The organism is Hymenobacter tibetensis (assembly GCF_022827545.1).
In the GTDB taxonomy this organism is placed as follows: Bacteria; Bacteroidota; Bacteroidia; order Cytophagales; family Hymenobacteraceae; genus Hymenobacter; species Hymenobacter tibetensis.
Genome location: NZ_CP094669.1, coordinates 3,215,301 through 3,236,204 on the forward strand (window position 1 = coordinate 3,215,301; position 20,904 = coordinate 3,236,204).

Annotated in this window: 17 protein-coding genes; 9 read left to right on the forward strand and 8 right to left on the reverse strand. The window is 55.4% G+C overall.

All coding sequences use genetic code 11. From position 1 onward, the window contains the following. Positions 1-36: 36 nt before the first annotated feature. The gene (locus MTX78_RS12915; protein ID WP_243794750.1) at positions 37-1,026 is read right to left on the reverse strand and encodes an aldo/keto reductase; all 990 of its coding nucleotides are present in this window, start codon (positions 1,024-1,026) and stop codon (positions 37-39) included. Between the two features lie 146 nt (positions 1,027-1,172). Here MTX78_RS12915 and MTX78_RS12920 point away from each other — a divergent pair, with 146 nt between their 5' ends. From MTX78_RS12920 to MTX78_RS12940, 5 genes are all read left to right on the forward strand, one after another. Beyond that, positions 1,173-1,658 (forward strand): DUF4112 domain-containing protein, encoded by a 486-nt coding sequence (locus tag MTX78_RS12920; protein ID WP_243794752.1) that lies wholly within the window; start codon positions 1,173-1,175, stop codon positions 1,656-1,658. Positions 1,659-1,994: 336 nt separating this feature from the next. Continuing rightward, positions 1,995-2,420, forward strand: a complete 426-nt coding sequence (locus tag MTX78_RS12925) for a hypothetical protein (protein ID WP_243794754.1) — start codon at positions 1,995-1,997, stop codon at positions 2,418-2,420. Between the two features lie 5 nt (positions 2,421-2,425). Further along, a complete protein-coding gene (locus MTX78_RS12930; protein ID WP_243794768.1) occupies positions 2,426-3,109 on the forward strand; it encodes an SCO family protein in 684 nt (227 codons plus the stop codon). Beyond that, on the forward strand, positions 3,106-3,543 hold the full coding sequence (locus MTX78_RS12935) for a c-type cytochrome (protein ID WP_243794770.1): 438 nt from the start codon (positions 3,106-3,108) through the stop codon (positions 3,541-3,543). Before MTX78_RS12930 ends, MTX78_RS12935 begins: the two co-directional genes overlap by 4 nt. A gap of 138 nt (positions 3,544-3,681) precedes the next feature. Further along, complete coding sequence (locus MTX78_RS12940) at positions 3,682-4,635, forward strand: enhanced serine sensitivity protein SseB (protein ID WP_243794772.1); 954 nt, start codon at positions 3,682-3,684, stop codon at positions 4,633-4,635. Between the two features lie 114 nt (positions 4,636-4,749). Here the strand turns inward: MTX78_RS12940 and MTX78_RS12945 are convergent, their stop codons facing one another. Next, on the reverse strand, positions 4,750-5,316 hold the full coding sequence (locus MTX78_RS12945; protein ID WP_243794774.1) for a DUF2062 domain-containing protein: 567 nt from the start codon (positions 5,314-5,316) through the stop codon (positions 4,750-4,752). Between the two features lie 113 nt (positions 5,317-5,429). Here MTX78_RS12945 and MTX78_RS12950 point away from each other — a divergent pair, with 113 nt between their 5' ends. Continuing rightward, positions 5,430-6,365, forward strand: coding sequence for a YihY/virulence factor BrkB family protein (locus MTX78_RS12950; protein ID WP_243794776.1), 936 nt, complete (start codon positions 5,430-5,432; stop codon positions 6,363-6,365). Between the two features lie 36 nt (positions 6,366-6,401). Here the strand turns inward: MTX78_RS12950 and MTX78_RS12955 are convergent, their stop codons facing one another. Next, entirely contained in the window at positions 6,402-6,746 is a 345-nt protein-coding gene (locus MTX78_RS12955) for a four-helix bundle copper-binding protein (RefSeq protein ID WP_243794778.1), read from the reverse strand. A gap of 156 nt (positions 6,747-6,902) precedes the next feature. Between MTX78_RS12955 and recQ the strand changes: the two genes are divergently transcribed. From recQ to MTX78_RS12970, 3 genes are all read left to right on the forward strand, one after another. Beyond that, positions 6,903-9,149, forward strand: a complete 2,247-nt coding sequence (gene recQ / locus MTX78_RS12960; protein ID WP_243794785.1) for a DNA helicase RecQ — start codon at positions 6,903-6,905, stop codon at positions 9,147-9,149. A gap of 250 nt (positions 9,150-9,399) precedes the next feature. Further along, positions 9,400-10,200 (forward strand): LexA family transcriptional regulator, encoded by an 801-nt coding sequence (locus tag MTX78_RS12965; RefSeq protein ID WP_243794787.1) that lies wholly within the window; start codon positions 9,400-9,402, stop codon positions 10,198-10,200. Between the two features lie 233 nt (positions 10,201-10,433). Next, positions 10,434-11,153 carry a pirin family protein gene (locus tag MTX78_RS12970; protein WP_243794789.1) on the forward strand — a complete coding sequence of 240 codons (720 nt, stop codon included), beginning with the start codon at positions 10,434-10,436 and terminating at the stop codon, positions 11,151-11,153. A gap of 615 nt (positions 11,154-11,768) precedes the next feature. Here the strand turns inward: MTX78_RS12970 and MTX78_RS12975 are convergent. The 5 genes from MTX78_RS12975 to MTX78_RS12995 all read right to left on the reverse strand — a co-directional run bounded on the left by MTX78_RS12975 (position 11,769) and on the right by MTX78_RS12995 (position 20,861). Next, on the reverse strand, positions 11,769-12,596 hold the full coding sequence (locus MTX78_RS12975; RefSeq protein WP_243794790.1) for an alpha/beta hydrolase: 828 nt from the start codon (positions 12,594-12,596) through the stop codon (positions 11,769-11,771). A 208-nt stretch (positions 12,597-12,804) separates the two neighbouring features. Next, on the reverse strand, positions 12,805-14,658 hold the full coding sequence (locus MTX78_RS12980) for a M2 family metallopeptidase (protein ID WP_243794792.1): 1,854 nt from the start codon (positions 14,656-14,658) through the stop codon (positions 12,805-12,807). A gap of 137 nt (positions 14,659-14,795) precedes the next feature. Next, positions 14,796-15,737 (reverse strand): M90 family metallopeptidase, encoded by a 942-nt coding sequence (locus tag MTX78_RS12985; RefSeq protein WP_243794794.1) that lies wholly within the window; start codon positions 15,735-15,737, stop codon positions 14,796-14,798. Positions 15,738-15,833: 96 nt separating this feature from the next. Continuing rightward, complete coding sequence (locus tag MTX78_RS12990) at positions 15,834-18,257, reverse strand: ABC transporter permease (RefSeq protein ID WP_243794796.1); 2,424 nt, start codon at positions 18,255-18,257, stop codon at positions 15,834-15,836. Positions 18,258-18,446: 189 nt separating this feature from the next. Further along, positions 18,447-20,861: an ABC transporter permease gene (locus tag MTX78_RS12995; RefSeq protein ID WP_243794797.1), complete on the reverse strand. Its 2,415-nt coding sequence runs from the start codon at positions 20,859-20,861 to the stop codon at positions 18,447-18,449. Positions 20,862-20,904 lie beyond the last annotated feature (43 nt).

Sequence of the window (20,904 nt, forward strand, 5' to 3'; positions counted from 1 at the left end):
ACGGCAGAGGCCCCGTTTTGCATGCCTATTATTTTTTTATCCGTTTACGCTGCCCATCATCTGCTCGGGGTAGCGCTGACCAGCAGCTACATGCAGGGGGGCTATTTCTTCTAACTGTTGTAGCTCTTCAGTGCTTAGTTGCACTTCAAGGGCACCCAGGTTTTCTTCCAGATACTGCACCCGCTTGGTGCCTGGGATGGGCACAATATCGGAGCCTTGCGCTAGCACCCAAGCCAGGGCCAGTTGGCCGGGGGTGCAGCTTTTTTGAGTTGCCAATTCTTTGATACGTGCCACGAGGTCGAGGTTCTTTTGAAAGTTCTCCCCCTGAAACCGTGGTGTATGGCGCCGATAATCATCAGGAGCCAGATCTTCGAATTGCTGAAGCTGACCCGTAAGAAAGCCTCGGCCCAACGGAGAATACGGCACAAAGCCAATCCCTAGCTCTCGGCAGGTTGGCAACACCTCGTCTTCAGGCTCCCGGCTCCAAAGCGAATACTCACTTTGCAAAGCCGCTATCGGATGCACTGCACTGGCGCGGCGCAGTGTGCCAGCTGCTGCCTCCGAAAGACCCAAGTAGCGCACTTTGCCTTCCTGTACCAGCTCTGCCATAGCCCCAACCGTTTCTTCGATAGGCGTATTCGGGTCAACGCGGTGCTGGTAATACAAATCAATATGGTCGGTGCCTAGGCGCTTTAGGCTAGCCTCACAAGCTTGCCGTACATAGCTCGGCGTGCCGTTTATGCCACGGACCGCGGGGTTACTGGGGTCGCGGACAATGCCAAACTTGGTGGCAATGAGCACTTGGTCGCGCCGGTCGCGGAAGGCTTTGCCTACCAGCTCTTCGTTTTTGAAAGGCCCATACATGTCGGCCGTATCAAAAAACGTAACGCCTAGCTCAACGGCTCGGTGCAGGGTACGAATGCTTTCCGCATCGTCGGGTTGGCCGTAGAAATCAGACATACCCATGCAGCCGAGGCCGAGGGCAGAAACAGTGAGGCCAGAGCGGCCAAGGGTGCGAGTTTGCATGGAGTTGTTCGGTTGGAAACGTCCTAGCAAGGAACGTATAGACTGCTCAGAGGTTCGCGGAAGCGCTACTGCCGCTACCGGCATACAACCATCGGACACCCCTTGCGTTTCTCTGCGGGAAAGCTATCCTACACGCCCCCTGCGCCATGCCTACGCCTACACCCACCCCTCCCTTCAATGCCAACGACCGCCTACGTTGGGTGGAAAGCATTTCCCGCATCATGGACAGTCAGTTTCGAGTACCGGGCACCTCCTGGCGCTTTGGCCTCGATCCTATCATGAGCTTGATACCCGTGGTGGGCGGCATTCCTTCCTTGGCCGTTTCCGGCGTCCTGATTCTCACCATGATGCGCCATGGTGCCAGTGGCAATGTAGCCGTCCGGATGGTACTCAACGTGTTGCTCGATACCCTCATCGGAGCTATTCCCATCATCGGCAACATCTTCGACTTCGCCTATAAAGCCAATGACCGCAACGTACGGTTACTGCGGGCCCACTATGCTGAAGGCAAATACCAGGGCAGCGGCAAAGGCATTATGGCCTTTGCTATTATTCTGCTTCTGGTGGTTGCAGGGCTAGTAGTGTGGGGAAGCTATGAGCTAATCCGCGCCGTCTGGCAATACTTTCAATAGCCTAATCCGCTGACAGATAGCATCCAACCGGACTGTACACATTTGATGCTTGCGCTTCTTGTTATGGGTGGCGGGAGTGATACCAAAGCGCAACAACTAACGCTACGGCTGCCGCTACTGCCATCAGGACGTAAACCGCCCGGTTTTGCCGGGGCTCTATTTCGTTTCTTTTCATGCGGGGGTAACCGTATAGCGTCTTCACTCCCTAACGAGACACCTTCCTTCGAGTTCGACGCTTGACCGTATGGCAACACTCGGAACGGGTCAGCATTGCCGCGCAGTTGTTGCCTGTTTTGGTCAGCGGCCATCCATCGTTTACCGCGTACCTTTGCGGGCGTGAACAAACTGCGCTTATTTATTTTGCTGCCGCTTGCCGCGTGGGCATCGGCGTGCCTCTCTCTGCAGAGCGACGAACAGAAGGCGGAAGCCGCTGAAAAAACCGTACTAGCCAAACACGATGAGCTTATGGCTCAGATGGATGAGCTTACCATCTTGCGGCAGCAGCTTCAGAAAACCCCTGGGCCCGACACCACCGCTGCGGGTCGCCGCCGCCGGGCCTTACTCAGCGCCGATGCGGCTATGATGGATTGGATGCACGGCTACCGCAAACCCGCCGATACCGTGGACATAGCCCGGCGCCTTACCTACTTTGCCGGGCAGCAGAAAAAAATCGATTCGGTAGCCGGCTTGTTTCGCACTAGTATCGACTCTGCGCGGTTAGTATTACAGACCGCCGGAACGCCCACATCTTCCGCTCAATAACCACCATGTTGTCTTCTCTTTTCCGCGTACCTACCCTATTTCTAGGCCTTTTATTAACGGCCGGGCTTGGTTTGTTTGGTTGCTCTGAAACCACTCCGCCCCAGGAGGAACGGCTTTCTATTCTGGGGTTGAAACGCACCACTCCTACCAGCCCTTCTGACACGCTCCCCGACCCTATTCCTAGCTTCACGCTCACCAACCAGGAAGGCAAGACGATCAACAACCAGACGTTTGCCGGCAAAGTCTACGTTACTGACTTCTTTTTTGCTACCTGCCCCAGCATCTGTCCCAAGATGCAAAGCGAACTGCTGCGCGTGTACGAGGCGTACCAGGACAATCCTGATGTGCTGTTCCTAAGCCACACCATCGACCCAGCCCACGACTCTATTCCAGTGCTTCGTGACTATGCCGAGCGGCTGGGCATCAAAGATGCGTCGCGCTGGCACTTCGCCACGGCACCGCACGATACCATTTTCAACTTGGCCCGCGCTTATATGACTGGTGCCGAAGTAGATAAGACAGTGGCCGGAGGATTCGCGCACAGCGGCACTTTTGCTCTGGTAGATTCCAAGCGCCGGGTGCGGGGGGTGTATGACGGCATGGAGAAAAGCCAAGTGGACTTGCTTATCCACGATTTACCGATTCTGCTGAAGGAGGAAGCCGAGAGCAAGCAAACCGCCGCTAAATGAGTTGGCTGCTTTCCTCGCTCCGAGTTGCTGCAGTGGCAGCGGTGGGCTTGCTGCTGGCAACCAGCACCACTGGTTGCTTTTCCCAAAAGCAGAACGAAGGCGCCCAACTCTATCAAACCCATTGCTCTAGTTGCCACGGCGAACAGGGCCAGGGACTGCGCCGCCTGATTCCGCCGGTTGCGGCCTCCGACTACGTAGCCAACCACCGCTCCGAACTGCCTTGTCTGATCCGGAACGGCATGAAAGGCCCGGTGGTCGTGAACGGCATCCTGTACAACCAAGTGATGCCCGGCCACCCCAAGGACCTGACCGATGCCGAGATTACCAATCTGTTGAACTTCGTGCAGCAAAGCTGGGGCAATAAAAACGAGGTGTACACCATTCGGGAAGTGTCGGAACTCCTGGGTCCCTGCAACGGTAGTATTATCCGGTGAGTAGACGTCGCTGGGTGGCAGCGAATTGGCACCCAGATCTTTAGTGTGGCAGCAGCCCCCAAGTGCTGTTTATACCCGCCGGGGCTATGCATCTTCACTCAATCTTGGTTAGCTTGCACCTTCACTCTTCGAATTCTTATGGGTCTGTTTGATTTTCTAAAAAAGAAGCCTGAAGCGCCGCAAACCCCGCCGGCTGCGGCTCCTGACACTACCACCACGCCTGCCGCTGCCCCTGCTGGCCCCCGCTACAAGGGTTCCAACTACACCATGCCCACCCAGGAGCAGGCTCCCCCAATACCTCCCATGCCGCTTATTCCGGAGCCTGCCTACGGACAGCCGCAGATTCCAGATTTTCCTTTCCCTCCATCCAACATTCTGGAGGAGTTGCTGATGCGGGCCGCGAATGAGCCCAATATTCGCCCGGCTTTCTATCAGGCATTGTTGCACGAAGAACTATTGGCCGTAACCCTTCCGAAAGAAGGCGATGCCGGCGGTGAAGTACCGCTCACGCCAGGCATGGAAATTCAGCTACAGGTGTTGAACGACGGTAAGATTCCTGTTTTTTCTGCCGTAGAGCGTATTTTTGAAGGAGGCATTGCGCCAGAGGGCGTCTCCTTTATCCGGGTTCGCGGACAGGATTTGCTGCAAATGATACAGGCAACAGACTGCGTGCTCAACCCATTTTCGCCGGCCGGCAAGCTTCTTACCAGCCAGGAAATGCAGGAGTTGCTAGCCAGCGACCTGATACATCCGCCTACGGACCCTGCCAGCCAAGTACCTGTGCAAATAGGCGCGCCCGCGGAGCCGCCAACCGTATTACTAGATGCCCTGCGCGAGTATTGCGCTACCCGTCCGTTCATTGAAAAGGCTTATTTGGCAGAGCTACGCGTGGAGAACAGCCCAGAGCCGCCTCGCATCCTGTTGGCATTCCAGAGCGATGAGCAAAATGCCGAATTCCTGCAAGAGCTAGGCCCCGTTATTGAAGGCCGCCTCGAAGGGTATCAGTTTGTGGATATGATGGTGCTTGATCCGAACGCCGACGAGCCCCTTAATCAGTATTTCAACCAGCAAGAGCCGTTCTTTCAGCGTTAAATATTGCAGTAGCCAGACGTAAAGCTGATTCTTGCAGCCTGGTTTTCAAACTACAAGGGCCCTTCACACCAGCATGGATGTGAAGGGCCCTTGTAGTTTATTAATGTGCCTTTTTCAAGGGCCTGTGGATTCGGCCGCGGCAGATGGTGTGTCACTCGCCAGCTTGCCGCTTTGCCGGGCCAGCAGCCACCGAAACAGAGGCCGCAAAGCAAAGTTGAGAAGCAACCCAACCGGAATGGAAGCCACTGCCCAAATCAACATGGCTCCCATGCTAGCCTGCCACAAGAGTTGCAGTGCTTCTCGCCAATCCTTCTCAAACAAAAACTCAAGTTGCGCTAGCGTGAGCTGAGTTGCTTGCCCATCGCCGAGCAACTGGGCACCCAAGCGCATTAGCGGAATAAGCAGAAGCAGTTGCACCGGGCTCATTAAGTGACTTACCACCAAGAGTGCCGCCACGTTCAGCCGCAGCCGCACGGCAGTTGCAGTGCCCATAAGCGTGGTAATACCCAAAATTGGGACCAACCCGAATACGATGCCTAGGGCAACGGTAAGCGAGAGTTGCTTGGGGGTGAGCCCTTGCTTGAGAATATTCAGAATCGGATCCAGCACACGCCTGCGCCACCAACCCGGCGAGGCAGGGGGCTCCGAAGAAGCCGGGACGGGCGGAGGAAGTACAGACACAGATGGAGCGAAAAGAAGTTGCGTAGCGGGAAGCGGCAGTGACAGGGCGCGGCGCTATCTTCGCAGTCTGCCCCGCGGGCCATTGCGGCGCCGCAACCTAGTACGCAAGGCTGATGACAAAAGTACAAGGGCCGCACCCAACCCGCCGCCAGAATTTTACAACTACCCTGATTTTGTTGCGCCGAGCGGCCCGTGAGCTGGTGGCCAACGACCCGCTTCGCCTAGGTGCTGCCACGGCTTTCTTCACGACCTTCGCCCTGCCGCCTATTGTGCTCATCTTGGTACAGGTGCTTGGCTCGGTGTATTCCACGGCAGCCGTGCGAATGATGCTGCTTACCAAACTCTCCAACTTATTGGGGTCGTCGGCAGCTGAACTAGTAGAGCAGATTCTCCAGAACGTAACCAACGTGCAGCGCAGCCGCTTGCTCACGTGGCTCGGGTTTGCATTTCTGCTCTTCATTGCCACCACGCTCTTCGTCGTTATTCAGCACTCGCTCAACCAACTCTGGCAGATACGGCCGCGGCGGGGGGGCCGGCGCTTCGATAAAGCCCTCAAAGAGCGCGCCCGCTCCTTGGGTGTGCTCGTAGCCACGGGCTTGCTCTCGCTGATAACGTTTCTAACTGACGCTGTCATTGCCTTCGTGACCGACTACGTGCGTGACTTCGACACAAACGTTGGGTACTACCTATTCGTGGCGGTCAGCCAAGTCACTTCTCTGCTGATTTTGGCGGCATGGTTTGCCATCACTTTTCGCAACCTGAGCAGCGCGAAAGTGCCGTGGCGGGCGGTATTACGGGGCGCGGCTCTCACAGCCGTCCTCATCGATTTAGGAGAATTCGTGCTGGGGCGGTTGCTGGTACAACGCAATCTAGGCCCCATCTACGGCGCAGCCTCCAGCATTGTGCTGGTGCTCTTGTTTGTGTTCTACTCGGCCATGATTTTCTATTTCGGGGCCTGCTTTACCAAAGCGTATGCGCACTACGTGGGCATGGATATCAAGCCCAAGAAATCCGCGGTGCGGTACCGGCTAGTTGATATCGAAGAATAACCGAACAAGTTATTAGGTTTCAACGGACCTGTGCCGTTAGCTATTCCAGGCCCGGCAGGCTTCCACGCAGGCTTTGCAGGCAGCGGCGCACTGCTGGCAGTGAGGGTCATTGTGCTTGGCGCACTCATTCTGACAAAGCTGACATACCTCGATGCACTCGCGCATGATGTGCTTGGCGTGCACTGAGCCACGGGCTACCAGGCGGGCCGTCAGTGCACAAATATCGGCGCAGTCCCGGTCGATGGCTATACAGCCTACCATGTGCTGAACGTGCTCTTCTTGCAAACAGGCAGTGGCACACAGCTCGCAGGCAGCTACGCAGCGATTCAGCGCGTCAAGAACGGTTTGGTTGTCAGTTAGGGAGGTAGGGGATTGGTACATCAGAAAGAGGGTTGGTGGGATAGCGCAAGCTAAACCGTTGTACGTAGGCGCACTGGCTTCAGGTTCGTGGCATTTCAACTGAAAAGTGCACCATTTCCGCCTCGTTGTGGTTACATTCAGCTTTCAAGTCCTACTCTACCGTCGTATTTTTACGGGATGTTATTTGCTGCTGAACCCTTCGCTCCCACTCTTGAGTCTGCTCGCCGCGTCCTCAAGAAATACTATGGTTATGATTCCTTCCGGCCTATGCAGGAAGACATCATCCAGAGCATTCTAAGCGGGCGCGATACGGTGGTGCTCATGCCAACGGGCGGCGGCAAATCGGTGTGTTTTCAGGTGCCCGCCGTGGTATCGGAGGGCGTGTGCGTGGTTGTTTCTCCGCTGATTGCGTTGATGAAAGATCAGGTGGAGGCGCTGAAAGCCAACGGTATTTCTGCGGCGTACATCAACAGCAGCGTCGGGCAAAGCGAGCAGAACGCCATTTGCTCGGATTGTGCCAACGGGTATTTGAAACTGCTTTACGTTTCGCCCGAAAAGCTTTTGTCGCCGGGCTTTTTGCAGTTTCTACAGCGGCTGCGGGTGAGCATGTTTGCCATTGACGAGGCGCACTGCATTTCATCATGGGGCCACGATTTCCGGCCGGAGTACACCCAGCTACGGGTCCTACGCGACCAGTTTCCCAACACGCCCATTATTGCCCTCACTGCTACTGCCGACCGGCTCACGCAGCGCGACATTCAGCTGCAGTTGCGCTTGCACGAGCCACAGGTATTCCTCTCCAGCTTCGACCGGCCCAACCTCAACCTCATTGTGCGGCCCGGCCAGGACCGCGTAGGCGGCATTCTCGACTTCATTGAGCGCCACCCCGGCGAATCGGGCATTATCTATTGCCTTTCGCGCAAGCAGTGCGAAACCCTCACCGCCAAGATTCAAGCCAAGGGTATCAAGGCGGGCTTCTATCACGCCGGCATGACGCCCAACCAGCGCGGCACGGTGCAGGAAGGCTTCCTGAAAGATGACTTGCAGGTGATTGTGGCCACCATCGCCTTTGGCATGGGCATCGATAAGAGCAACGTGCGCTGGGTGATGCACTACAACCTGCCCAAGAATATCGAGGGATACTACCAGGAGATTGGCCGGGGTGGCCGCGACGGGGCGCCAGCTACGGCGGTGCTCTTCTACAGCTTTGCGGATGTGCTGCAGCTGCGCGAAATGCTAACCAAGGAGAATCCGCAACTCACCCAACTCAACCTCACCAAGCTGGAGCGCATGCAGCAGTTTGCGGAAGCCGCCAGCTGCCGCCGCAAGATTCTGCTCCATTATTTCGGTGAGACGCTCAGCCAGGACTGTGGCAACTGCGACATCTGCCGCAACCCGCCCATCACCTTCGATGGTTCTTTAATTGCCCAAAAGGCTCTCTCGGCGGTAGTGCGCATGCGCGAAAGAGCCAGCATCGGGCTCCTGATTGACGTGCTGCGGGGCATGCGCAACCAAGCAGTGCTATCGGGCGGCTACGACCAGATAAAAACCTACGGCGCCGGTTCCGACCTCCCCTACCTCGACTGGTACAGCTATGTACACCAAATGCTCAATGACGGGCTGCTGTACATTGCCTACGAGGAAGGCTACGCGTTGAAAATCACGGAGTTGGGCCGCGAAGTACTACAAGGCCAGCGTCCGTTGCCACTCAAGAAATTTCAGCCAGCCGAAAAAGCTGAGAAGCCTAAGCGTGGCCGCAAAGCCGCAGCCGAAACCAAAGCGCCAGTGTCCCGCGAAGCACAGCTTTTCGAGGCCTTGCGCACGCTGCGCAAACGCATTGCCGACGAGCAGAACGTACCGCCGTACGTCATCTTTACAGACGCTACGCTGCAGGAAATGGCCACCGAGCGGCCAGTTTCTCGCATGGCAATGCTGGGCGTTTCGGGGGTTGGCATGAAGAAGTTCGAGAACTACGGCGAAGTGTTCATCAAGGAAATTCTGGCGCACGGCGGTAACCCTGCCGAACTAGACGAAACCGATGAAATGCTCGACGGCCTCGACCCCGACGATGCCGCCGCCCCCCGGACTCCTCGCAAGCGTGAAACCAACACGGCCGCGGGCAGCACTATGGATGCCACGTTCCAGTTGCACCGCATGGGCCTGAACGTGGAGGCCATAGCCGAACGGCGAAGCTTGGCCGTTTCCACGGTGCAAACGCATCTTACCAACGCCTACGCCAACGGTGGCGACCTGCGCATTGCCGATTTCCTGACGCCCAACGAGCTAGCAGAAATCCAAACGGCCCAGGCTCAGCTTGGTGGTAGCCCCATGCTGCGTGACCTGTTCGACCACCTGCGCGAGAGGTATGACTACTTCAAACTCCGGCTGGCTTTGATGTACTTCAAAAAGCTGCGCGGAGAATAAGTTGTATGCGTCGTTGCCAGCTGTCCGCAGGTGTGTAATGGCATCTTGTGACGACACCATTGGAGGCAATGCTGGCTGTTTGCTGCGTAGCAATGTTGAAGCGCTGATTTGATGGTGTGTTAGCCAGGTGTTTCAAAAAAAATTAGCAAAAACTTTCAGCTAATTGAATTAGTATTCTCGTAACAGGGTTCGTACTTTCACGAGCCGGTAACTATCTACCGATGAAGCCCTTTTCCGGCTCCCCTGCATCATGATTAACACGAATCTTAAATTCTGGCGGCGCGAACTGGCCCTTACTCAGGCCCAGATGGCCGAAAAGCTTGGTATCAAACGCTCTTTGGTGGGCGCCTACGAGGAAGGTCGTGCCGAGCCTAAGTTGACTACTCTCGTTAACATGGCTCGTCTGTTCGGCATCTCGCTGGATGCGTTGGTAACCACTGACTTTAGCAAAAAGAAGAACGCCAAAGCGGCCCTCCTGCAGCTTCAGCCAGCTACTTCCACCGAGCCCACCCGGCCCGGCGGCGGCTTGCGCATATTGGCACTCACGGTAGATAAAGAACAAAACGAGAACATTGAGTTGGTGCCTCAAAAGGCTGCAGCTGGTTACCTCAATGGCTACGCTGACCCTGAGTATTTGGAAGAGCTGCCTAAGTTCCGCTTGCCTATGCTGGGCACGGGTGGCACCTACCGCGCCTTCGAAATCAGTGGGGATTCCATGTTGCCTATTGCTAGCGGCACTGTTATCGTGGGCCGCTACGTGGACGACTGGATGACGCTGAAGGACGGCACGCCTTGCATCGTGGTTAGCTCCAAGGAAGGCATCGTATTCAAGCGTGTTTTCAACCGCCTCAAAGAAGGTGCTATGTTGGCTTTACACTCTGACAATCCGCTGTACTCGCCTTATGAAATAGGCGTGGAAGACGTAGTGGAAATCTGGGAAGCCAAAGCCTATATCAGCAGCACCTTCCCTATTGCCGATCTTTCGCTGAGTCGCCTCGCCAGCATTGTGCTGGACTTGCAGCAGCAGGTAAGCACTATGAAAAAGGCCTAACTAGTAGCAGGTACAGCAGGTCCCGCAACACACCTCTAAAACGAGGTTTCATAATCAAACAAGCCCTTGGCGTACACTGCGTCAAGGGCTTGTTGCATTCAGGGAGTTATACACCTGCAGAAACAAAACCTTAGGGATGTTGCGAGCAGGACAGGTAGCGCTGGATGAGGGTGCAATCAACTTCTAGCTGCTGGGCTGCGTAAGCGGAGCACATAACTCCAACTCGACCCGCTATGCTCAAGCTTGTTCTCGCCACCGAACGCCACCATGCTGCTCCTGTAGCGTGGCTCAACAGCTTCTTCCTCTTCAGCTTTGCCGATTACCATGACCCGAAGAACGCGCAATTCGGGCCGTTACGTGTTTTCAACGACGACACGGTGCAGGCCCAATCGGGTTTTCCGCAGCATCCGCACTCGGAAATGGAAATCGTGACGCTGGTACTGGAAGGCGAGTTGTACCACGAGGATACCATGGGCAACAAAGCCACCATCAAGAAAGGCGACGTGCAGCGCATGACAGCTGGTACTGGCATGGCCCATTCCGAGCAGAACCGCACCGATAAGGTGTTGCACCTCTACCAACTGTGGTTTTTGTCGAATCAAAAAGGCCTCGCCCCGAGCTACGAGCAAAAGGACCTAAACTTCCTGGATAGCAAAAACGAGTTGGTGCCGCTGGTATCAGGCCAGAAAGTGTTGGAAGATGTGGTATACATGAATTCCAACACCACCATTTACTGGTGTAATCTGCGCGAAGAAAAGACGGTTACTTTCAAAACGTTCCCCCTCCGCAACACCTTCATCTACGTGAAAGAAGGTTCGCTCTTCATCAACGGCGTTGACATAGGACCCAACGACCAGGTTCGCTCCACCGACGAGCATGTATTGGAAATTCGGGCGGTAAAGGATGCACAGTTTATCCTTATCGATTTGCCGGCTGACGCGGCGAATTACTAGTTTCGAAGTACTCACGCCGCTTGTTACGCTACGGACGTTGCGCACGTCAACGACCCTATAAGCAGAACAGGCCGAACCAAGTGGTTGGCCTGTTCTGCTTATAGGGTCGTGGTCCATATCATTAGGAAGACGTCAGGATGCTGTTCTCCAGCTTCATCTACCCAAACTTTCGTTGTGTACTTCTCAGCTTCAGGGAAAAGTAATTCGTGTAAAACCGTGGATAAGTTAGTGGCCTGAAGAGGGCATCTGAAAGGCAAGTTGTCTTTATAGCTCGCTGATACTAGACTGAATCTCAACTGACTGGCGAGAGCATCATACCAACAATAGAAGCACATTGAGTAGGATTCTCTCTGCTTGACTTGTAACTGCTCACGCTTTTTCTCTATTACGGCCTCAATCCATTCCACTAAGTCGGTAATCGAGAGCTGTTGTCGTTCAGACTCACTTAGAGACAAGTAGAACAAATTACCGTTGGCTTCCTCAAGTGGCTGGTCGAAGATGCATATAGGATAATGACAAGCACTGCGCAGAAATGGGCTTAATAGAGGGTGCATTCGTAATCAAGCTTTATGATACATTCCCTCTTTCTGTCTATGTGTTCGGTTGATATCCTTACTACTTAGCTGAACCTTGCACTGCTGGCTTGAACACGTAGCGAAACGCCTTGAGAGCGGCCGGGTGGTAGATGGTCGAGTGGGTTTCGATGGGCATAGGTTCGTAGTGCCAACTAATGCTAGGCTTGGCCGCGGCTTGCAGGACTTCGGCAAACTGACGGCCGTCGGTGGCTATTTCGGGCTCACTGCTCGTGGCCATGTACAGCGTCTTCGCTCTGCCATTGTAGCCTTGCAACAAGCTGCTAGCCTGCTTTACCAGCTGCTTGTTGTTCCACCACAGGCTCGGGTCGAAGGTTACATAAGTATCGAATAGATCGGGTTCTAGCAATAGCGTTTCGACAACAAACAGGCCAGCTAGGGATTCACCAACAATGGCGGTTTCTGGTGTGGTGCGGTAGCGCTTTTGTATCTGCGGCATCAACTCTTGCCGTATAAACTTGCGAAAAGCAGCCGAGCCCCCGACGCGGGGTGCAATCTTTTTGTCTTTCTCGTTGGTGGTAGGACCAGTGAGGTCACGCCGCCGTTCGGTGTTTTCAATTCCAACCAACAGGAAGGGCCGCATTGTACCGTTGCCGACCAGCACCTGCACCAGCCCTGCAACATGGAGAAAGTCTTCCGCCATGCCTCCATCAGGCATGTAGAGCACCGGCAAGCGCACAGTGGCAGACTCAGTGTAGGCAGGTGGGTAATACACGTTGATGCGCCGCGTCTCACCTAATATTTTGGACTCCAGCGTGAAGGTGTTTCCTATGCTGAGCGCCGATTCTTTGCTCTGCGCCTGCACCAGTCCAGCCGGGCCACTACACCATAGCAACAGAACAACAAGCACTTGCCTAGGCGAAATCCAACGACTGCTCATCTTTTCCATTTTCAAGTTTGTTGTGGGCCACCTACTTTACTGGTCTTGTGTCAGGGCTTATGCAAATAAGCGCTTGTCCTTCCGACGCAGGAGAAATCTGGGTCAAGATGGTCAACGATTACATCCAGATTCCTCCTGCGTCGGAAGGACAAGCGCTTAGCTAGCTAGGGGCACTTTGCTACATAGTGTACTTCCGGCCCTTGTTCTGCTGCTTTAAGTAAGCCATCAACGGTTGGAAGTATTCCACCATCGCACGGGCCGAAAGGTCCTCCCCCGTTTTCTCTTTCAGCACCGCTTGCCAGTCTTTGCTGGCGCCGGGACGCATGATATCAGCCAGGAAGGCGCCTACTTCTTTGCTACCATAGTAGTTGGTGGCATGGGGGTCCTGCTTGAGGATCTTCTTGGCAATATGGTCGTGGAGCTGAAACAGAATGACGTAGGACAGCGCGTAATCGTAGTACTGCGCGGGGTCGTCGTTGATATGGGTTTTGGTGGCCGGGTCGAGGTATTGCTCGCCGCGGGTGGTAGGCGGCACGATGCCCTGGTACTTCTTGGCTAGCTCCCACCACTTGGCGTTGAGTTGATCGGCGGGTAGCTTGTCGGCGTAGAAGCTGTTTTCCCATTCGCTCATCACCCCCGATGCAAACGGAATGAATGTGGCGTAGTTGAGGGCTTCTTTAAGCAGCGTTTGGGTCTGGTCGGTTTGGGTTTTGGCATCCACCAGGTTCAAACCTGTTAGGAACGGCTTTTGGGTGGCGGCTAGGCCCATGAGGCTGCCCATGGCTTCGTGGTAAGCGCGGTTGGCGCCACCGCGCAGCAGCACGGGCACTTCGGGGTTGGTGTAAGTGAGGTAGTAGTAGATGTGGCCGAGTTCGTGATGGGTGGTTTCATACCATTCGGTGTTGCCTTCCACACTCATCAGACTGCGCACGTCCTGGTCGAGGTTCATATGCCAAGCCGAGGCGTGGTTGTTCTTCTTATAGGCGGCATCCTTGGGCAGCGGGTAGAGGCTGCTTTTCTCATAGAATACAGGTGGCAGCGCCGGGAAGCCGAGGCTCTTGTAGAACCGCTCGGCTTGCTGTACTTGCCACTCTGCGCCTTTTTTGGCTAGTACGGGGTCGATGTTCAAGCCTTTAACTTCCACCATGGCGCTCCAATCCTGGCCCCACCGGTTGGGCAGCCAATGCGCGGGCAAATAGTCGGGCACCTGCTGTTGGTTGTATTTCTTGGCGAGTTCGTAGCGGGCGTAGGTGTGCAGCTCGCGGTAGAGCGGACGCAGCTCTTCGTTGATTTTGCGCACGAGCGTTAGCATCTCCTCCCGGCTCAAGCCGTAGTCTGACGCCTGATAGGTGAAGTAGTCGGAATAGCCGAGCGCCTGCACCGTTTGGTTGCGCAGGTCGCGTAGGTTGAGCAAGCCGTCTTTGAGCGTTGGGCCGATGGCCTTGCTGGCTTCCCACACCTGCTGCCGCCTGGCTGGATTCTTCTCTTTACGCAGCAGCTCATCCAAATCATTGGTCGTGACCGACTTGCCCTGGTACTTATAGTCGAAGCCGTAGAGCTTTTCGGTTTGGGCAGCTTCGGCTGCTATGCGGCGCTTCACCACATCGGCCACGGTTTGGGGGTTGTTGGCTGCGTTGTAGAGGGCCGTTTGCAACTGCTTCACCTGCAACTCGGTGAGGTCGGCTTTGTGCTCTAGTAGCGCCTTGATGGTGAGAATATTATCAGAGCTACCCGTGAAGGCAGCCATGCGGCCGTTGGCACGCGCGGTAGCACCTGAGTTGCTGGTATCACCCGCCACAATGTGCGTGTTAGAACGCCACTCTGCCTCACTCGACTGCGTGTAGAGGCGCTGATATTCAGCTGAGTAATTGCGCAGAAACTCCTCGGCTTGCGCAGCATAGTCTTGCGGCGCAGGTGGGGTAGAAGCAGTGGTTTCGGGAGTTGCGGCCGGGGTGGTGGCAGGTGTCTTGGCCGTTGGGGCGCAGGCCGCTAACGTAGCAGCCGTCAGAAGAGGCAGGAAGTTCTTTTTCATTACAGCAAAGCTAAAACTCCCGGCGAATTGGGCAGTGTGTAATCTTTGCCTCCCACTTACCCATGGCTGGTCTTATCGAAGCCCCATGCTAAGCTGAGCAAGACCTTACAAGAGCTACGTAGCAACGCCCGACTACCTTACGCTGCCTGCTGTAGCAACAAATGGCAATCCTTGTATTTCTTGCCGCTGCCGCATGGGCACGGATCATTGCGGCCAAATTTGCGGCGGCTGCGCAAGGTTTTCAGCCACTCACGCGGGTCTACGGTGAAGCGCAGGAAACGCTTTTTAGGGTTCTGGCGGAATGCCCGCAACAGCAGTTCGTACAGCTCGGGGTGGTGCTCCTGTAGCTTCTCGGGCTTCTCGAAGAAATACTCGGTCACGACGGCGAAAAACTCGGCTTCGTTGGTGCCAGCGTAGTCGTTGATTTCCGAGTTACCGTCGCGGATGGCTTGAATCTCGCGGGCCATTACTTCGGCCCACGGCCCACGCAACTCAGGCGGCAGCGTGGCGGCGGGAATACCATCAATCACGCCGTCGGCAGCATCGAGCAGGTGGGCAAACTCATGGATGCCCACGTTCTGCTTGTCTAGCGCGTCGCGGAAGCCTTGTTCCAAAGACGCTTTGGAAAGGTGCATGTAGCGGGAAGTCTGGAAGTTGCGGACGCTACCGAGCAGCGTACCTGAGAGCGGCGCCGTTTCCTTGTTGGGGTCTTGCTGCTCTTTCCAGGCGTCGGGCACTACCAGTACCTCGCTCAGGTTGCCGTATTCCCACTCAGGAAAGCCAAACACCGGAATGACAGCCGAAGCGGCCACCAATACGCGGGTCACATCGTCAATTTCAATCTGCACGCCCGTGATAAGGGTTTGGGCCAGAAACACTTGAATCCGCTTTTCGAACCGCTGCTTATCGTTCGGGGTGAGCGACAAATAGAAGGCCACACGCTCGTTCAGAATCTGCCGCCAAGCAGCCGGGAAATCCTCGGCTAGCGCCGCAGCTTTTTGGCGCGACTCGCGGGTGACGTAACGATAAAAAAGAAAGACCACAACCGCGACGAAAGCGGCAAAAATCCAGTATTGCATGGGCCGCTAAACGAGTATGCAGCGCTTTAGTTTGCTTGAAGCGCCGCATACTCGTTTAGCGGCCCCGGCGCAGCTGCTCCGTTGCGGGTTGCCCGATCAATCGGCTCGCAGGTTTTTGATAGGATTGCTGGTGGCGGCGTGCATTGCTTTCATACTCACGGTAACAAGCGCCACGAGCAAAGCGGCTAGGCCAGCGGCCGCAAAAATCCACCACCCAATGGTGATGCGGTAAGCGAAGTTCTGAAGCCAGTTGTTCATGATCAGCCACGCCAACGGCCACGCCACCAAGTTGGCGACAAGTACCAGCTTAAGGAATTCCTTGGACAGCATCCCTACAATATTGGTCACTGAGGCGCCCAACACCTTCCGAATCCCAATCTCTCGCGTACGCTGCTCGGCCGTGAACGTAGCTAAACCAAACAAGCCTAGGTACGCCACAAACACGGTGAGGGCCGCGAAAATGTACAGGATGCGGCCCGTCTTTCGCTCGGTGTCATAAGTTTGCGCCAACCGCTCATCCAGAAAAGAGTACGTGAACGGCTCTTCGGTGGAGAAGGCGCTCCACCGCTCTTTCAGGGAAGCCACCAGCCCCGCCATGTCGGTGGTTTTCGCTTTCACTATCACGGAGCCGGAGTTGCTGCCCAGCGTCATGACGAGCGGTGAAATCGGTTCGTGCAGTGACTTGAAGTGGAAGTCTTTCACCACTCCTATTACTCGATAAGTGGTTTTGTGCCCTTGGTTGTCGGATTGGGACAGCACGTGGTCCAACGGGTTTTTTTCCCAGCCAAAGGCTCTCACTGCCGTTTCGTTGAGGATGATGCCCACCGAGTCAGAAGAAAAGCGCTTCGAGAAGTTGCGGCCGGTTACCAGCTGCATACCCAGGGTCGGGATGTAGTGGTCGTCTACCTCGTAGCGCAATGTTTTCATCAGGCGGGAGGCATCGTTGTCGAGGCTGACCAAGAAGTTGTTGTAGTTGCTGTTGCCAGCCGGCAGGTAGCCTGAGGTGCTGATGCTCAGCACCCGGGGGTCTTGCTGAAGCTGCTGCCGAAACGCATCGGCATGCTTGCCCAGCATCCAGGTTTCCGGCAATACCAGCACGTGATTTTTGTCGTAGCCCAGCTTCTTGCTTTGTATGTAATGCAGCTGCTGATACACCACGGCGGTACACACAATGAGGGTAATAGAAACACAGAACTGAAATACCACCAAGCCGCTGCGCAAGCCGCTGCTTTTTTTGCCGGACGCAAACCGGCCTTTCAGCACCGTCACTGGATTGAACGATGACAGAAAGAAGGCCGGGTAACTGCCGGCCAGCACCCCGACCAGCACGCCAAACAGCAGCAGCGCGGGGAGCAGCCACGGCTTGGCCGCGAAATCCAACGCCAGGTTCTTGCCCGCCAACTCGTTGAAGACGGGCAGGGCCATCGTGACTAGCACCATGGCCAGCAGCAAAGCAACCATGGTGAGCAAGATGGATTCCAGCAGAAACTGCCCGACCAGCTGCCTTTTCATGGAGCCCAGCACTTTCCGCACGCCTACCTCGCGGGCGCGCTTGGAGGCCCCAGCCGTGGAGAGGTTCATGAAATTGATGCAGGCAATAACCAGCATAAACAGCGCAATGGCCGTGAAGATGTAGATGTAACGGATGTCGCCGCCGGCTTCCAGGTTACCTCGGAAATTGGACCGTAGGTGAATGTCGGTTAGGGGTTGCAGGAACAAGCCCAAGTCGTTGCCTTTTTGCCGGAACTGCGTGAAGCTCATTCCCATGGCCTGTTTTAGCTGCGGCCCCATGTACTTCTCTACCACCTGTGGCAGCTTGGCGTCTAGTTGTTTATAGTCGTAGCCCGCAGGCAGCACCAAGTACGTGAAGTAGTTGGACGTCATCCAGGACGAGGATTTGGCATCCGGCACGCTGGCCAGGGACGCAAAGAAATCGAAATGAAAGTGCGAGTTGACGGGCACCTTATCGAAGACGCCGGTGACCTTGAAAGGCTGGGCGCCACCTTTGAAGGTCAGCACCTTGCCTATCGGGTTGGCGTTGCCAAAGTACTTGTGCGCCATTGCCTGAGAAACCACAATGGTATTGGGCTGTACCAGCGCCGTTTTAGAATTACCCTGCAAGAAAGGGATGGTGAACACCTGGAAGAAGTTGGCATCAACAAAGGCCACGGCATCTTCCCGAAATGATTTGTCGCCGTAGCTGATGCGCTGATTGCCGCCGCTGTTTGTCAGGCGGGTGGCATCTTCCACTTCGGGGTATTCGGCCAGCAGCGTTTGCGCTACCGGCGGCATCACAAAGCCTTCCTCCATCTTTTCGCCCTGCACCGACCCCCGGAACACCACCCGCACCATGCGGTCGGCTTTTTCGTTGTAGCGGTCGTAGCTCAATTCGTTCTGCACGAACAGCATGATGATCAGGCAGGTAGCGATGCCGATAGCCAGCCCAAACACATTGATGGCGGAAAAGGCCTTGTTACGCCACAGACTGCGTAGCGCTATTTTCAGATAATTCCGGAGCATATTGATTGCAAACGAAAGGTGGGGTCAGGCTTTTGGGACCTGAAAAATCTATGTAGAAGTAGCTGCAAACTAGTTTTCCTGAGGCATTGCCCTGTTGATACCACTGCGTAACTTCAAGGGGAAACGCGCTTGAAACTGGGCGCCACGTTCTTGGCTTGATAACACAACCTAACCTCAACCCGCGGCCTCTTACTCGGCTCTCAGGTTCTGGATGGGGTTGGTGGTAGCCGCCTTGATGGCTTGATAGCTGATGGTTAGGAATGCCACGAGCACGGCGGCTACCCCTGCCGCCAGGAACACCCACAGCGGAATGTTGATGCGGTACGCAAAGTCTTCCAGCCACTTACGCATAACCAGCCAAGCCACCGGAAACGCAATAACCGTAGCCACTACCACCAGCTTCAGGAACTCCTTGGACAGCAAGGCCACGATAGTGGACGTGTCGGCTCCCAGCACCTTCCGAATCCCGATTTCCTTTTTGCGACGCTCCGCCGCGTAGGTAGCCAGCCCGAACAGCCCGAGGCACCCCACAAACACCGCAATAGCCGTAAACACCCACAGCAACGACTTCAGCTTGTCTTCGGCCTGGTACATCTGGGTGAAATTATCGTCCATGAACTTGTATTCGATGGGATAATCGGGGCTGAACTTGTTCCAGACCTCCTTCACGCCACTGATGGAGCTACTAATGTTGTCGGCCTTCAGCTTGACGGCGACTTTCCAGTAGTCATCGGGGTTGATGTGCAGCACGGCGGGCTCCACTTTGTCGTACAGGCTTTTGTAGTGGAAGTCCTTCACCACCCCAATTACTTGCCCTTTCTTAACGGAATCGGGCTTGATGTTCCACAGGAGCGTTTGTCCTAGTGCCTGCTCGGGCGTATGGAAGCCCAGTTCTTTGACCGCCGTTTCGTTGATGATGAAGGCGTGGTCTTTGTCGGTGGTCAGTTCTTTCGAGAAGTTACGCCCCGTCAGCAGTTGCAGCCCAAGCGTTTTGATGTAGTCGTAATCCACCATCAGGTGCGTGACGGCGTAGGGTTTTTGCTCGCCTTTGGTGGGCACCAGAATCTGGTCGCCGGCCACGGCATCGCCGGGGAAGCCATAGCCGATGGAAACGGCCGCTACGCCCGGGGTCTTCTGCAATTCGCCTTTGAACGACTCGTAGCTCTTGGTCATGTTGTCGCCCCGCATCGGAAAAAACATGATCTGCTCCCGGTTGAAACCCAGGTCTTTGTTGTGCAGAAAGTCCACTTGCAGAAACACCACCATGGCACTCACAATCAGGAAGATCGACAGCGAGAATTGCACCACAATCAGGCCGTGACGCAGCCATTGCACCCGGCCGAACAACCCGTCGCTCACCACCGCGCTCTTCAACACCTTGATGGGCTGGAACCCGGACAGCACCAAGGCCGGATAAAAGCCTGCTACCAGCCCTACTACCACCGTCAGCACTACCAGCAGCAACGCCAGTGTGGGGCTAGACAAGAGGTTGAAGGACATGCTCTTGCCCGTAAATTCATTGAGAGAAGGGAGCAGCAACGAGGTAAGCACGGCCGCCACCACCACGCTGATGAAAGTGAGTAGCACCGTTTCAATTAGGAACTGCAGCATAAGCTGCTGCTGACTGGCCCCAATCGTTTTGCGGATGCCTACTTCCTTGGCGCGCTGCATGGACTTGGCCGTTGCTAAATTCACGAAGTTGAAGCAGGCAATGAGCAGAACAAAGCCAGCAATCAGCCCAAGCGCCTTCACGTAGGTGATGTTGCCCCGCACGGCCAAATCGTACTTGAAGCTCGCGGAGTACAGATGGATGTCGGTGAGGGGCTGCAGAAAAGGCACGTAGAGGATGGGGTCGTCGGGCGTGAGGTTGCGGACTTTCTGGACGATGTAGTTCTGCAGCTTCACTTGGGTTTGCTGGGCGTCGGAACCCGGTTTCAGCTTCACGTAGGTGTAAAACTGCTGCCAGCGCCAGCTTTTCATGCGCTCAGCGGGCAACTCGGCCGCCGCTAGTGGCAGCACATAGCTGACCTTTAGGTGAAACTTCGACAGGTTGTTTTGCAACACGCCCTTCACTTGGAAAGTCTCTTTGCTGATCTTCACGTCTTTGCCTACCGGGTCTTCGTCGCCGAAAAGCGTTATGGCCACGTCTTCGGACAAAACAACGGACCTGGTTCCGGCCAGGGCTTGGGTGGCGGAGCCATATTTGAAAGGCAGCGGGAACACCGAGAAGAAAGTGGAATCGGCAATAAGGCCGTTTTCCAGGTAGATTTTCTTGTCGCCAACTTCGAACAAGCTGATCGAGGAATTCATCAAAATGCGCATGGTTTGCGCCACCTCCGGAAACTCCTGCTGCAACGTGGGCGCAAACATCGGCGCGGTGCAGGCCATGGTTTCCGGCGTTTCGTTGCTGGTTCTTTCGGTGTACACCCGGTACACCTGGCTGCTTTCAGGCACAAACTTGTCGTACTGCAGCTCGTCGAACACAAACAGCCCGATCAATAGGCAGGCCGTTAAGCCCAGGGCCAAGCCCGCAATATTCAGAAACGAAAAGCCCTTGTGCCGAACGAGGTTACGATAAGCAACTTTCAAGTAGTTCTTGAACATGGCAAGAGAAAATGAGGGTGAGACGAGCCTGAAAAGGCTCGGT